The organism is Clostridioides sp. ZZV14-6387, assembly GCF_020657835.1.
Classification (GTDB): Bacteria; Bacillota; Clostridia; order Peptostreptococcales; family Peptostreptococcaceae; genus Clostridioides; species Clostridioides difficile_A.
This window is the reverse complement of the sequence record NZ_JAGWCW010000012.1, coordinates 1-13,936: the sequence shown is the minus strand read 5'-3', so window position 1 is coordinate 13,936 and position 13,936 is coordinate 1. Positions and strand designations below refer to the sequence as shown.

The 13,936-nt window shown below is 28.1% G+C and carries 14 protein-coding genes; 3 read left to right on the top strand and 11 right to left on the bottom strand.

Translation table 11 applies throughout. The features are described from left to right. Positions 1-53 precede the first annotated feature (53 nt). Positions 54-668, bottom strand: a complete 615-nt coding sequence (locus tag KGF38_RS20575; RefSeq protein ID WP_223152566.1) for a DUF1653 domain-containing protein — start codon at positions 666-668, stop codon at positions 54-56. A gap of 550 nt (positions 669-1,218) precedes the next feature. After that, positions 1,219-1,437, bottom strand: a complete 219-nt coding sequence (locus KGF38_RS09250; RefSeq protein ID WP_223152567.1) for a hypothetical protein — start codon at positions 1,435-1,437, stop codon at positions 1,219-1,221. 280 nt (positions 1,438-1,717) lie between these two features. Between KGF38_RS09250 and KGF38_RS09245 the strand changes: the two genes are divergently transcribed. Continuing rightward, the gene (locus KGF38_RS09245; protein ID WP_227832313.1) at positions 1,718-1,855 is read left to right on the top strand and encodes a hypothetical protein; all 138 of its coding nucleotides are present in this window, start codon (positions 1,718-1,720) and stop codon (positions 1,853-1,855) included. 107 nt (positions 1,856-1,962) lie between these two features. Here the strand turns inward: KGF38_RS09245 and KGF38_RS09240 are convergent, their stop codons facing one another. Next, positions 1,963-2,121 (bottom strand): type I toxin-antitoxin system toxin, encoded by a 159-nt coding sequence (locus KGF38_RS09240; protein WP_054276265.1) that lies wholly within the window; start codon positions 2,119-2,121, stop codon positions 1,963-1,965. 331 nt (positions 2,122-2,452) lie between these two features. Between KGF38_RS09240 and KGF38_RS09235 the strand changes: the two genes are divergently transcribed. Further along, positions 2,453-3,970 carry a recombinase family protein gene (locus KGF38_RS09235; protein WP_074178875.1) on the top strand — a complete coding sequence of 506 codons (1,518 nt, stop codon included), beginning with the start codon at positions 2,453-2,455 and terminating at the stop codon, positions 3,968-3,970. Between the two features lie 22 nt (positions 3,971-3,992). Continuing rightward, on the top strand, positions 3,993-4,277 hold the full coding sequence (locus tag KGF38_RS09230; protein WP_021383999.1) for a sigma-70 family RNA polymerase sigma factor: 285 nt from the start codon (positions 3,993-3,995) through the stop codon (positions 4,275-4,277). Between the two features lie 95 nt (positions 4,278-4,372). Here KGF38_RS09230 and KGF38_RS09225 read toward each other — a convergent pair whose 3' ends face one another. The 8 genes from KGF38_RS09225 to KGF38_RS09190 form a co-directional block, all read right to left on the bottom strand. Further along, positions 4,373-6,037, bottom strand: a complete 1,665-nt coding sequence (locus tag KGF38_RS09225) for a peptidoglycan D,D-transpeptidase FtsI family protein (protein WP_074178874.1) — start codon at positions 6,035-6,037, stop codon at positions 4,373-4,375. Between the two features lie 71 nt (positions 6,038-6,108). Then, positions 6,109-7,356, bottom strand: coding sequence for a peptidase U32 family protein (locus KGF38_RS09220; RefSeq protein ID WP_054269731.1), 1,248 nt, complete (start codon positions 7,354-7,356; stop codon positions 6,109-6,111). Beyond that, positions 7,343-8,017, bottom strand: a complete 675-nt coding sequence (locus KGF38_RS09215) for an O-methyltransferase (RefSeq protein WP_054269730.1) — start codon at positions 8,015-8,017, stop codon at positions 7,343-7,345. Before KGF38_RS09215 ends, KGF38_RS09220 begins: the two co-directional genes overlap by 14 nt. Positions 8,018-8,188: 171 nt before the next feature. Beyond that, positions 8,189-9,268: an endolytic transglycosylase MltG gene (mltG, locus tag KGF38_RS09210; protein WP_074178873.1), complete on the bottom strand. Its 1,080-nt coding sequence runs from the start codon at positions 9,266-9,268 to the stop codon at positions 8,189-8,191. A gap of 166 nt (positions 9,269-9,434) precedes the next feature. After that, on the bottom strand, positions 9,435-10,760 hold the full coding sequence (locus KGF38_RS09205; protein WP_227832312.1) for a pyrimidine-nucleoside phosphorylase: 1,326 nt from the start codon (positions 10,758-10,760) through the stop codon (positions 9,435-9,437). A 186-nt stretch (positions 10,761-10,946) separates the two neighbouring features. Further along, positions 10,947-11,759 carry a purine-nucleoside phosphorylase gene (locus KGF38_RS09200; protein ID WP_054269727.1) on the bottom strand — a complete coding sequence of 271 codons (813 nt, stop codon included), beginning with the start codon at positions 11,757-11,759 and terminating at the stop codon, positions 10,947-10,949. A 55-nt stretch (positions 11,760-11,814) separates the two neighbouring features. Continuing rightward, positions 11,815-12,987 carry a phosphopentomutase gene (locus KGF38_RS09195; RefSeq protein ID WP_054269726.1) on the bottom strand — a complete coding sequence of 391 codons (1,173 nt, stop codon included), beginning with the start codon at positions 12,985-12,987 and terminating at the stop codon, positions 11,815-11,817. A gap of 41 nt (positions 12,988-13,028) precedes the next feature. Further along, positions 13,029-13,934, bottom strand: a complete 906-nt coding sequence (locus tag KGF38_RS09190) for a tyrosine-type recombinase/integrase (RefSeq protein ID WP_227832311.1) — start codon at positions 13,932-13,934, stop codon at positions 13,029-13,031. Positions 13,935-13,936 lie beyond the last annotated feature (2 nt).

Here is a 13,936-nt window from a genome sequence, read left to right as displayed (position 1 = left end):
TTCTACAATTTTTTATAGTATCAATATGACCTTAGTAGAAACATCATAGTTAACTACTCAAACTCCTCAAATCTATACTCTTGTGCTGTATTAAGATACTTTTCTTTATCTACTTTAGACAGAAAAATATCTATTGGCCTTGCAAATGCTCCAGTTCCACTATATAAAGACTTATAAATCACTAGTTCTTCACAATCTATTTCTTTTTGATGATAGAAATTGCCATCTGAGTCTTTATATATAATCACAATATCATTAGTTTCAGTATGTACTGCATTAAATCCATTTTCTGCTACCAAATAATAACTATCAACTTCAAACAATGATTTATTAAGTTCAAAATAAGCAACAGGCTTACTAATTCCTATAGTTACATAAAAACCACCTTTAAAATGCTTATATATATATGGATATTTCACTTTTCTTTCCTTAGATACTTTCATGTCTAAAGCTTTAACCATTATATCTACAGTATCAAATACCTTAAAATTTTTAATATCTTTATATAAACAACTATTATTATTTAAATCATAGTTATTTATATAAAATTCACAATCACTACAGTTTAGATTATCTCCTTTTCTTGATTTTTTCATAAAATCATTGCAGTGTTTCTCTATTTTATATAAAACTTTATGTAACTCTAATAATAACTCATTTTTAGCCACTACTTAAATCCTCCTAATTCACCCATTTCATATTCATATTATTTTTTTAACTAGTATCTTTATAATTTCAATTATTTAATATATCTTATATAAAACTCCTTTAATATTTAAATAACACATTAACCTATTGATTATAATTTTATTTGTTACTACAAATATGATATATGTTTTCAGTAAAATTCTTCTCACAGTTAGAATATATATCCAATATTTATGGCAAATAATATACAAGCTCATTTTTTTTGCATATTACAATTGTCATGATTCAACTTCTATAATACATCTTACATAAGCTTTTTACACTTCAAGTTTTCTTCAAGTTTTATTGCTATCATTAAATCTTCTACATATTTCATAACCTAACATTAACTATGAATCATAAATTCTTTTATAATTATAGATTCAATTATTTTTATAAAATAAAAATTCCTTTTAAATTTCTTCGCTTTTATCTTATATCAACTAAGTAAATTAATATCCTAGTTGTTTAAAAATACTTGTCCAACTTTATGCCAAAGAAGCGCTAAATAGTAGCAACTTCTATACTTTATTAATATTCTACTGTCTCAGCTTTTTTCATTGATATATTAATGGCTACTTCTTTAGCTACAGCATCAAAGTCTTCCCATCTTCTTTTATTCTCTTCATTAGAAATACGCGGATATATTATATAGACTTCTGTACTTTGATTAGCTATAATCTTTTCATCATACTCTATATCTTTTTCTGTATCATATTTAAATGGTTTAAATTGTTGTAGTATTTTCACAATATCACCCCTTGTTATAAAATATGAGTTCATATACTTGTCTTATACTCAATATATATCTTGTTTTTAGAATTTTAATTTGACATGTATTTACTATCTTAATTTAGATTTTAAAATTAGAAATATAGTACTATGAACAATCACTACAATCATAGATACATTGTATTCAATTTATGTTGTAACCTTATTTTGCAGGAGTTGGTGGATATTGAGAAAGAAATGTTATTAAATTAAAACAGATAAATGTATTAAACAGAGCTTAATAATAACAAAATAATACATGAGTGAGAAATATTATGGAAAAATGAAAGGATACTTAATATTTATAGATATAGTCACTTTAATAGGTGAAGGAAAAGAACAAATTTCTAGGAGAACTAATGGTATAAAAACTATACTATATACTTTTACTATGTAGTAAAATTATTATTTTTGAATATTTATACCAATTTGTGATATAATAAAAGCAAGAAGAACTGCAATCTATGTGGTGTAGAGTGAAGTTCGTGATTAAAAAACTAGAAATTATTTAAACTTATGGAATTTGATTTTAAAGTCAAATTCCCAACCACTCTTAGTGCCAGCTTTGAGTGGTTTTTTACGTTTTCTAAATAACTTACTCATCAAGTAAACTATATAGCTAGCCATAATACTGGCTAATATACTTAGTAAAAAATTATCCATACATAATCACCTCCCTTCTTAAAATGGGGAGAATAATCCTTTGTTTGTATGAACTCCACTCTTAGATTGTAGGTTACAACTTCTTGCTAGAATTATTATAACATATTCTGGTAACTTATATAATTAAAAACACCTGTTTAAGGTAATAACTGACTAGAGCGGATAATGGCTTTACAGCAAATATTATAAGTAAACTTTAGACTATACCAACATATGCTATCAATTCATGCGATATTTTAATACTATTTTTACAATCTTAACTAATTTTGCTTAACATGAAATATCTCCTTATATAACTAATATACTATATTTAAGGAGTGTGATTACTTATATGAGTGTTGCTATATACTTAAGAAAATCTCGTGCTGATGAAGAGGCAGAAAAGCAAGGAGAATTTGAAACTCTAAGCAGACATAAATCAACTCTATTAAAACTAGCAAAAGACCAAAATCTAAATGTACTCGAAATAAAAGAAGAACTGGTATCTGGAGAAAGTATAATACATAGACCAAAAATGATTGAACTTCTAAAAGAAGTTGAAGAAAATAAATATGATTCAGTATTAGTAATGGATTTAGACAGACTTGGTCGTGGAGATATGAAAGACCAAGGTATAATCTTAGAAACTTTTAAAGAAAGTAAAACTAAAATTATAACACCTAGAAAAACGTATGACTTAACAGATGAATTTGATGAAGAATACTCAGAATTTGAAGCATTTATGGCAAGAAAAGAACTAAAACTTATATCAAGAAGAATGCAAAGAGGAAGAATAAAATCAGTTGAGGAAGGAAATTTTATAGGTACTTCTGCCCCATTTGGATATGACGCTGTAACTACAGGTAGAAAAGAAAGAATTCTTGTACCAAATAAAGATGCTGATGTAGTTAGAACTATCTTTGACCTATATATTAATGAAGATATGGGTTGTAGTAAAATATCTAAATATCTAAACAATCTAGGAATTAAAACTGCTACAGGTGCTAGTTGGTATAACTCTGCAATAACAAATATAATAAAAAACAAAGTTTATTGTGGTTATATACAATGGCGAAAGAAAGATTATAAAAAATCCAAAAATCCAAATAAAATGAAAACAGTTAAATTAAGACCTAAAGACGAATGGATTGAAGCGAAAGGTAAACATAAACCTCTAATAAGTGAATTGGTTTGGAAAAAAGCTCAGAATATACTTAATAAAAATGGTCATGTTAGTTATGGTAATCAAATAAAGAATCCACTTGCAGGCATAGTAATCTGTAAAAACTGTGGTAGACCTCTAGTATATAGACCATATACAGACCATGATTATATAATTTGTTATCATCCTGGTTGTAATAAGAGTTCTCGCTTTGAATTTGTTGAATCTGCTATTTTGAAGTCATTAGAAGATGCAGTAAAAAAATACCAGTTAAGAATATCTGATATAGATTTAAAGAAAAGTAATACTGATAATAATATAGAATTTCAAAAACGAGTATTGAAAGGCTTAGAAACTGAATTAAAAGAATTAGGAAAACAAAAAAATAAGTTGTATGATTTATTAGAACGTGGCATATATGATGAAGATACATTTATTGATAGGTCTAATAATATAGATTCAAGAACTGAAGAAATTAAAATTTCAATAGAAACACTAAAAAATAAATTAGATATAGTTAAAAAAGATACTTCAAAAATGATAGAAGATATTAAAACAGTTCTATCTCTTTATCATGATTCAGATTCTCTTGGAAAAAATAAACTTTTGAAATCTGTCATTGATAGAGCTGTTTATTACAAATCTAAAGAACAAAAACTAGATTCCTTTGAGTTAACAGTCCATCTGAAATTATATGAAAAGCAGTGATATCAATAACATATAAAGCGTAGTGTGTAATGAAATAAGTCTTTTAGATATACTTGGTACAGAAGCTAACCATGTTCTTGATGAGGTTGAGCTAAAAGTTCAAGTCGGAAAACTTTATGAGCAACTAAACAAAATTCTTACTCCTAGAGAAAGAGAAATTGTACAGTTAAGATATGGGTTAACTCCTTATGGGTATAAAACGCAAAGAGAAATTGCACAAAAACTCGATATATCGAGGTCATATGTATCTAGAATCGAAAAAAAAGCTCTTAAAAAACTAGAAAAAGAGCTTGTTCAAGAAAGTTAATATTATAATTTTTAAAAGGATATATCGTAATAGTATTAGACATAGTCTTTAATCTAAAAATTACGATATATCCTTAAACTTTATAATATATAATTTTATTGTATGCTTTCACATATTTCTTTAAATATAGGTATTGCAGATTTACTTCCTTTTTGAGTTCCTTCTACTAACACAGTTATTACATACTTAGGTCTTTCTTCAGGATAAAATCCAGTTATCCATCCATGGTCTATTGCTTTTTTATTTAAACTACTTTGAGCTGTACCAGTTTTAACTCCACATCCACCTTCTAAATCCTTTAAGTCTTTAGCTGTACCATCCTTAGACACAGACTTCATAATCTCTTTAACTTGTGTACACACATAAGGAGAAATCAGTTCTTCCTTTTTTGAAGACTTATAAGTTTTTATTGTATTCATATTATTATCCACAAGACTTTTGTATAAATATAATGGTTTGAATGTTCCATTATTAGCCATTATTTGAGTCATTTGATTTATTTGAAGTGGTGTAAATTCTATATTTTCTTGTCCTATAGCTAAATTTCGTATTGATATGTTTTTGGGAGCTTCTCTAACTTTTTCTTCATCAAGACCAATATCAACCTTTTCAAATAAATGCAGTCTTTCAGCAGATTTAAGTATCTTTTCTTTGCCAAGTTTCATAGCTATATCTAAAAATGCAGGATTACATGAATTAGAAAAAGTTTGTCTTAAATTTTGGAAACCATGACCATTTATTTTATTACATCGTAATATTTCATTAGTATTTCCAACTTTAGTCTTTCCTGTACAGTTATAAGTATAGTTCTCATCTACAACACCATTTTCAAGTGCAGAAAATAAAACTACCATCTTAAATACAGACCCTGGTGGATATGTAGCCTTTATAACTCTATTTTCAAATTCTCCATTTTTTCCTTTCAAACTTTTTGATATATCATTTTGGTCAAAATTAGGTCTAGAACACATTGCAAGAATTTCACCTGTAGAAGCTTCTGAAATTACCACTGCTGTAGGGTTTTCTTCTTTATCTAGTATCTGTTCTAATTTTTTCTGAATATCATAATCAATTGTAGTTTTTAGATGTCTATCTTTAGCCTTATCATCAATAGTTTTTACACTTCCCTTTAGTATGTTTAGAGATTTTTCATTTCCTGCATCTCCAGCTTTAAAAGCACTTATATACTTTTCATTTGAATTTCTAAGCACACTGTCCATACTTTTCTCGATTCCTGCTTGTCCTGACTTATCATCCTCTTTTATATATCCTATTGTATGTGACAATAAACCATCTTTTGAATATCGCATAGTTTTTTCTTCTATCATTATTCCATTTTTCTCAAGCTCTTTTTTCATTCTATTATCGATATCTTTAGCCTGAATCTGTATTATAGGATGTGTTAATTGTTCTTGTATAGCTTTATATATATCCAAATCTTTCATCTTAGTAGCCTTCTTAACCAGCTCTAAAATCTTATAGTTATTATTTAATTTTTCCTTTTCAACCACCAATACCTGAGTTTTACTTGTATCTGTAAGTTTTTTGTTATTTCTATCATAAATTATTCCTCTTCCACTATTTAACTCTACTTTCTCAACACTTTGCGATTCTACACTCTGTTTGTATTTATCACCTTTTAATACTTGTATATCAACTAGTCTATAAATTAAAGCACTATAAATTATCAAAATTATAGTAAATATATACCAGCTTCTCTTTCCCACTTTTTTCAAAAATGGAGTCTTCTTTTTTGACATGAAATCACCCCTTAGATAATTTCATTATTGACAATTTCTAAGGGGCTAATACTATCTTTATCAAATTTTTATTATTCTTCAACCTTCTCTTCTATAACTTTTCTAAGCATATAATCCTTACCAACTTTTACTGATAGTTTTAATTTAACTATTTGTCTAGGATGAGGAGCTGACTCTATAGCTTCTCCTTCTTCATTATACATTTCTTCAATTTTAGTGAACATAGTTTCTTTATATGGTCCCATGACCTCTATTTCATCACCAACACACATTTTATTTCTTTGCTCAACTACAACAAGACCATCTTCATCTTCTGTTTCTCTAACTATACCTATAAAATCATAGTTTCTAACATATGATGCTGACTGATAATTTTGGTCTTCTGTTGTTGGTTTATTCAAGTAAAAACCTGATGTAAAATGTCTATGGCTACCTTTTTTTAATTCTTCCATCCACATTGGATTGAATTTCCAGTTTTCTGGGTCTTTATAAAATTCATCTATTGCCATTCTGTATGCTCTTACAACAGTAGCTACATAGTATGAAGTCTTCATTCTACCTTCTATCTTTAAACTTGTTATACCAGATTTGATTAATTCTGGTATATACTCTATCATACATAAATCTTTTGAATTAAAGAAGAACGTTCCTCTTTCATCTTCATATATTGGGAAATACTCACCAGGTCTTTTTTCTTCTACTAAATGATATTGCCATCTACAAGACTGAGCACAAGAACCTTTATTTGCATCTCTTCCAGTCATATAATTACTTATTAGACATCTTCCAGAATAAGAGATACACATAGCTCCATGCATAAATGCTTCTATATCCATGTCTAAAGGTGTCTTTGCTCTTATCTCAGATATTTCATCAAAAGATAATTCTCTTGCCACCACAACTCTTTTTATTCCATGCTCATACCAAAATTTTGCACTTAAATAGTTAGTTGTATTTGCTTGTGTACTTAAATGTATTTCCATATTTGGAATTACTTTTTTGATAACACTAAGAACTCCTGGGTCAGCTATTATGACTGCATCTATTCCTATCTCTTCTAATTCCAATAAATAATCTTCTAATTGTAGAAAATCTTCATTATGAGGTATTATATTTACTGTTACAAATACTTTTTTACCTCTTTCATGTGCAAAAGCTACTCCTTCTGCCATATCTTCCTTACTAAAATTCTTTGCAGCAGACCTCATTCCAAAAATTTCTCCACCTATATAAACAGCATCTGCTCCATATGTTATAGCTATTTTTAATCTCTCCAAATCACCTGCTGGAGCTAAAAGTTCAACTTTATTTAATTCCATCTACGTCACCTCTTTTACTTTCTTTATAACTTAGTGCTACACCATCACCTATTGGTATTAATGATGTACTTAAATAGTCACAATTACATATATAATCTAAATAATTTCTCATTCTTTTTACTATGGTTTTCTTTCTTCTTATAACGAAATCATCATGTGCAACCATACCCTTATATAAAATATTATCAGATACTAAAAGTCCACCATCTTTTAATTTATCTATAACTAAATCAAAGAACAACTTATATTGACCTTTAGCTGCATCTATAAATATAAGGTCAAATTCACCTTGGACTTGACTAAGTTTTTCTTCTGCATCTCCTTCTAGTATAGTTATGTTATCGTCAAATCCAGCTAATTTTATATTTACTTTTGCTTTTTCTATCATTTTTTCATTTCTTTCAACAGTTATTATATCTGCATCTTTTCCTATAATAGTTGCAAAAAAAATAGAAGAATAACCAATTGCACATCCTACTTCTAAAACTCTCTTTGGCTTTTGAATCTTTAATAAGACTTTTAATAAATCTGAGACTTCTTTATGTATTATAGGAACGCTATTTTCCTCTGCATAAATTTCTAAGTCTTTTAAAAGTCCTTCTTTTTCTTTTAATGTCACTCTTATATAATCTTCAACTAAGTCATTAACTATATTACTCATAAAAACACTCCCTAAAATAATAAATATTAAAACATTGTCTTAATTTATTATTTTTTAAATTCATATTGTTATATATGTTTACACTTTCTTTATTATAAATCTAAGAATAACAATTTTCAATAAAAAAGCCCAACATTATTCTTACCCTGTTAGACTTTTTATAATCATTGTTTATTTTTTTGTATTTTCTTTATTTGTTGTTTTTGTATCTTTGTCCTGTTTATCTCTCGCTTCTTTATATTCTTTGACATATTTTAAATGGTCTTGGTAGTTTGTACTATAGTTATTCCCACCATCAATCTTAGCTACAAAATACAGATAATCAGTTTTATCTGGATATAGTGCAGCTTCAATAGATTTTATACCAGGATTTGATATTGGTGTAGGAGGTAAACCTTTATTTTTATAACTATTATATGGTGAATCAATTTTTAAATCATCATATGTTACAATTTTCTTTCTCTCTTCAAATATATATTGTATTGTCGCATCTGATTGAAGAGGCATACCTACTTTAAGTCTATTATAAAATACACTTGCTATTATTGGTCTATCTTTATCAAGTACTGCTTCTTTCTCGATTATTGAAGCCATTTCCATTACTTCTTGAAGAGTCATCTTTAATTCTTTTTGCTTATTTTTAAGCTTGTCCGTATATTTACTATCAAATACCTTTAACATTTCACTTAAAATGTCTTTTTCTGATTGTTTTTTCGAATTAAAATAATAAGTTTCTGGATATAAGAATCCTTCTAAAGAAGTTATTCCATCCTCCTTCAAGTACACAAATTTATCATAAAATTCTTGAGGTTTTTTTATTAAATTTTCAAAAGTAGCTTTATCTCCTAAATTTTTATTCACTAACATCGCTATAATTTCTTTGGATGTAGCACCCTCTGGAACAGTAATTTTTATACCATCCTGATATATTTTACCTGAAACCAAAAGAGTTATTATATCATTATTTGAGTACGATTGGTTAAGCAAATATGTTCCTGATTTTATGGATGGAGCTTTATTACTAACCTTTACCAGGAGTTTAAATAATAGTTCATTTTTTATTAATTTATTTTCATATAATATGTCAGATATTTTTCCGACAGATGCTCCACTTGGAATATCAATAATTACATCATTCTTGTTATTTTTATTATAAGGACCTATTTGCATGGATATAAACACCCCTGCTAAGATAATTAAAATAACAATTATTAATGCTGCTATTTTTAATCTATTTTCTTTAAAATTCATAATATAATCTACTCCTTATGTATATTTATCCATTTTCTATTATAAATCTAGATACTGTAATTTTCAATCATCTTGTAGAATAAACTTATTTATATATCAAAAAAATAAAAAACCTAACACTATTTTTGACATGTTAGGTCTTTTATAATCACTTTTCTAAAATTTTCTAAAACTTTTTAATTCCACACTGTGTTACGATACCATATATTAATTTATTTTTTTCTATTTTTTCATCTACAATTGAATATGAATTAACAAATCTGTCTTTTGCTAATAAAAACTTTTGTTCATCATCATAATACAAATATGCTAAAACTTCACCTTCATTTACATAATCTCCAACTTTCTTTTCTAAGACTATTCCTGCTGATAAATCCAAAATATCCGCCTTAGTCTCTCTACCTGCTCCAAGAATCATTGCTGATAAACCAACTTCTTCAGCCTTAATTTTACTTATATAACCTGATTTGTTTGATTTAACTGGATGTTTATACTTTGGTTTTTTGAATAAAGAATAATCATCTACTATATTTTTATTTCCGCCTTGATTTTCTATAAATTCTTTAAGTTTCTGTATAGCACTTCCAGATTTTATAGATTCTCTTATCTTTTCAATACCATCATCAAAATCATGTGCAACCTTTGATAAAACTAACATATATGCTCCTAATACTTCACATAGTTCAACAAGGTCTTTAGGGCCATTTCCTTTTAAAGTTTCAATTGCTTCTATAACTTCTAAAGAATTTCCTATTGCAAAACCTAAAGGTTCATCCATATCTGTTACAATCCCTATTGTATCTTTGTTCATACCAGTACCTATATCAACCATAGATTTAGCTAATTCAAAAGACTCTTCTAAAGTCTTCATAAATGCTCCATCTCCAGTTTTTACATCTAGCACAATTGCATCCGCTCCTGAGGACAATTTTTTGGACATTACACTAGATGCTATTAATGATATATTATCAACAGTTGCTGTAACATCTCTAAGTGCATATATTTTCTTATCTGCAATTGCTACCTTTGCACTTTGGCCACATACTGCTATTTTAGAGTTATTTACAGAATCAATAAACTTATTTATATCCATCTCTGTTGAAAAACCTGGTATAGACTCCAATTTATCAATAGTGCCACCAGTATGACCAAGACCTCTACCAGACATTTTTGCAACTGGTGCTCCACATGAAGCAACTAAAGGTATAAGAGCTATGGTAGTCTTATCTCCAACACCACCAGTACTATGCTTATCTACCTTTATACCCTCTATACCTGATAGATTTATAATATCACCAGAGTGCATCATTGCTTCTGTAAGATACACGGTTTCTTGTTTATTCATCTTATTTAGATAAATAGACATTAATAGTGCAGAAGCCTGATAATCGGGTATATTCCCTTTTGAATAGTTTTCTATAAAATAATGTATTTCTTCTTTACTAAGTTCTAGTTTATCTCTCTTCTTTTTTATAATATCATACATTCTCATACTTGAAATCTCCATTCTAATCTGTAATAATTTGAATAAATATTAAACTTCAAAACACTTTCAAATATTATAGTATTATAAAAAAACTGTCTTTCATTAGAAATAACTTTCTATATCAAGACAGCTTCTTATTAATTCTTTTCAAATAATACATTAACTATTTCACTATAAATCCACTCAAAATATTTATAATTTTTTTACTGTACTCTTAACTAAATTCATAAATTCTGATTTAACTTTTTGAGTAGTTTGTATTACTTCCTCATGACTTAATGGCTGATTTAAGATACCAGCAGCCATATTAGTTATACAAGATATACCAATAACACTAATATTAGAATGTGCTGCTACTATTACTTCTGGAACAGTAGACATTCCTACAGCATCAGCGCCTAATATTTGAGCCATTCTTACTTCTGCTGGTGTTTCATAATTTGGCCCACTAAAAAACATATAAACACCTTCTTTTACATCTATATTGTACTTCTTTGCACAATCTTTGACTATATCTATATATTTAGAAGAATATGCATCTGACATATCTGGAAATCTAGCTCCAAGTCTATCATCATTTTTACCTACTAATGGATTACTTCCACTAAAGTTTATATGGTCTCTTATAATCATTAAGTCTCCTGCTTTAAACTTTTTATTTACGCCTCCAGCAGCATTAGTTACTATAAGAGTTTCGACACCTAAAGCTTTCATAACTCTTACTGGAAAAGTAGCTTCTTTTTGAGAATATCCTTCATAGTAATGAAATCTCCCCTGCATAGCAACTACTTCTTTCCCTTCAAGCTTTCCAATAACAAGTTGTCCAGCATGTCCTTCTACTGTTGACACAGGGAAATTGGGAATTTCACTATATTTAATTGTAACAGAATCTTCTATATCATTTGCCAAATCCCCAAGTCCAGAACCTAATATCAGACCAATTTTAGGTTTTATACTAATTTTGGAATTTATAAATTTGTTACTTTGCTCTATATTTTCAAACATCCAATCCCTCCATTCTATTAAGCTAAATTTTTTAATTTGTTATTTACCTCTTAATTTAGAATAATTCTTTTTTAAAACTTGAGCCATGTTTAGGTAATTTTACATCTAGTATATCTGCAACAGTTGCTCCAATATCAGCAAAAGTATCTTTTATTCCTAAATTAAATCCTTTTTTAACTTTATTCCCATAAATCATAACTGGTATATATTCTCTTGTATGGTCTGTACCTTTATATGTTGGGTCATTTCCATGGTCTGCATTGATTATAAGAACGTCGTCTTCTCTCATATTATCCATTATTTCTGGAAGTCTACTGTCAAACTCTTCAAGGGCCTTCTTATATCCTTCTGGGTCTCTTCTATGACCATATTTAGAATCAAAATCGACAAGATTTGAATATATCAGACCTTTATTTTCTTGCTTCATATAATTTAAAGTTTCATCTACTCCATCCATATTACTCTTAGTATGGATAGCATCTGTAATCCCTTTTCCATTAAAAATATCTTCTATTTTTCCAACTGCCAAAACGTCAAGCCCTGACTCTTTTATATTATCAAGAACTGTTGGTTCAAATGGGTCTAATGAATAGTCTCTTCTGTTTGAAGTTCTAACAAATTCACCTGTTTTCTTCCCTATAAATGGTCTAGCAATTACTCTAGCAACTGCATTATCTCCCATCATTATCTCCCTAGCTATTTTACACATATTGTAAAGTTCTTCTAGTGGGATTATCTCTTCATTAGCAGCTATTTGAAATACACTATCAGCTGAAGTGTATACTATTACATCTCCAGTTTTTATTTGGTGTTCTCCATATTCATCAATTATTACAGTTCCTGAAGCTGGTTTATTTCCTATTACTTTTCTTCCAGTTTTTTGCTCAAATTCTTCTATTATTTCTTTTGAAAATCCATGTTCAAATGTTTTAAAAGGTTTGTCAACTATTATGCCAGTCATTTCCCAATGACCAGTGGTAGTATCTTTTCCTTGAGACATTTCCTTGCATTTTCCAAAACAACCTATTGGCTCTTTTATACTTTCAAAAAAATCTACACCATCTATATTTCCTATGCCTAATTTTCTCATATTAGGAATTTGTATATCTGGATATTCTTTAAATATATTTCCAAGAGTACTTACATCCTTACTGTCTCCAAATTTTTCGGCATCAGGCAACGCTCCTATCCCAACACTGTCAATTACAATCCAAATCACTCTGCTCATATAAATACGCTCCTTTTAAATTATAAAATTTGCTATACAGTCTATTTAGCCTCTGCTTTTTGTAATTCTATATCAATATCATTTCTAGGATGTTTTTCCTTTATTTCTCTTCTCACGTTTTTATCTATATGATTTAAATATACTTGAAGGCTAGATAGATTAACGTTTCCTAAAATTTTACTTACAACAGCAATGTTAGCCCCTTCATTTAACAAATGAATTGCAAATGAGTGTCTAAGCATTGTAGGATTTATATTTTTATCTATATTAGCTAAATTAGAATATTTCTTTATGACTTTCCAAAGACCTTGTCGTGTAAATCTTTGGCCTAATGAACTTACAAATAATGAATTTTCACCTTCTACAGCCATTTTAGGTCTTACTTCTTTTAAATACTTCTCCAAATAAAGTTTTGTGATATCACAAAGTGGTATCACTCTTTGACTTTTACAACATGAATTACAATATATATAGTCAATATCCAAATCAACATCTTCTATGTTCATATCTACTAATTCAGACACCTTTATACCAGTCCCATATAACACTTCAAAAATAGCCTTGTCCCTAACCAACTTAGGTGTTGTTAACTTTGGAAACTTCAATAATCTTTCAATTTCTTCTTCTGTAAGTATATTTATATTTTCTTTTTTTATTTTAGGTTTTTTTATGTCCTTTGCAGGATTATTTGTGCATACATGATTTAAAAATAAGTAATCGTGAAAAGATTTTATAGAGGATATCATCCTCGCTATTGTAGCTATTGACACATTATCTTTTTCCAACTTTATTAAATAACTTATAATATCATTTTCAACTATATCTACTAGTTTAATACTTTTTTGATTTATATATTCCATATATTTTTTTATATCCATAAAGTATGATGCCACTGTATTCTCTGATAATCTTTTTTTATCTTTTATGTAATCTATATATCCCTCTATAA

Bases quoted from the DNA above. Each gene is read 5' to 3' on its own strand.
- KGF38_RS09200 (WP_054269727.1), bottom strand. From the start codon at position 11,759: ATGTTTGAAAATATAGAGCAAAGTAACAAATTTATAAATTCCAAAATT.
- KGF38_RS09225 (WP_074178874.1), bottom strand. From the start codon at position 6,037: ATGTCAAAAAAGAAGACTCCATTTTTGAAAAAAGTGGGAAAGAGAAGC.
- KGF38_RS09235 (WP_074178875.1), top strand. From the start codon at position 2,453: ATGAGTGTTGCTATATACTTAAGAAAATCTCGTGCTGATGAAGAGGCA.
- KGF38_RS09240 (WP_054276265.1), bottom strand. From the start codon at position 2,121: ATGGATAATTTTTTACTAAGTATATTAGCCAGTATTATGGCTAGCTAT.
- KGF38_RS09195 (WP_054269726.1), bottom strand. From the start codon at position 12,987: ATGAGCAGAGTGATTTGGATTGTAATTGACAGTGTTGGGATAGGAGCG.
- mltG (WP_074178873.1), bottom strand. From the start codon at position 9,268: ATGAATTTTAAAGAAAATAGATTAAAAATAGCAGCATTAATAATTGTT.
- KGF38_RS09205 (WP_227832312.1), bottom strand. From the start codon at position 10,760: ATGAGAATGTATGATATTATAAAAAAGAAGAGAGATAAACTAGAACTT.
- KGF38_RS09220 (WP_054269731.1), bottom strand. From the start codon at position 7,356: ATGGAATTAAATAAAGTTGAACTTTTAGCTCCAGCAGGTGATTTGGAG.
- KGF38_RS09215 (WP_054269730.1), bottom strand. From the start codon at position 8,017: ATGAGTAATATAGTTAATGACTTAGTTGAAGATTATATAAGAGTGACA.
- KGF38_RS09245 (WP_227832313.1), top strand. From the start codon at position 1,718: ATGAGTGAGAAATATTATGGAAAAATGAAAGGATACTTAATATTTATA.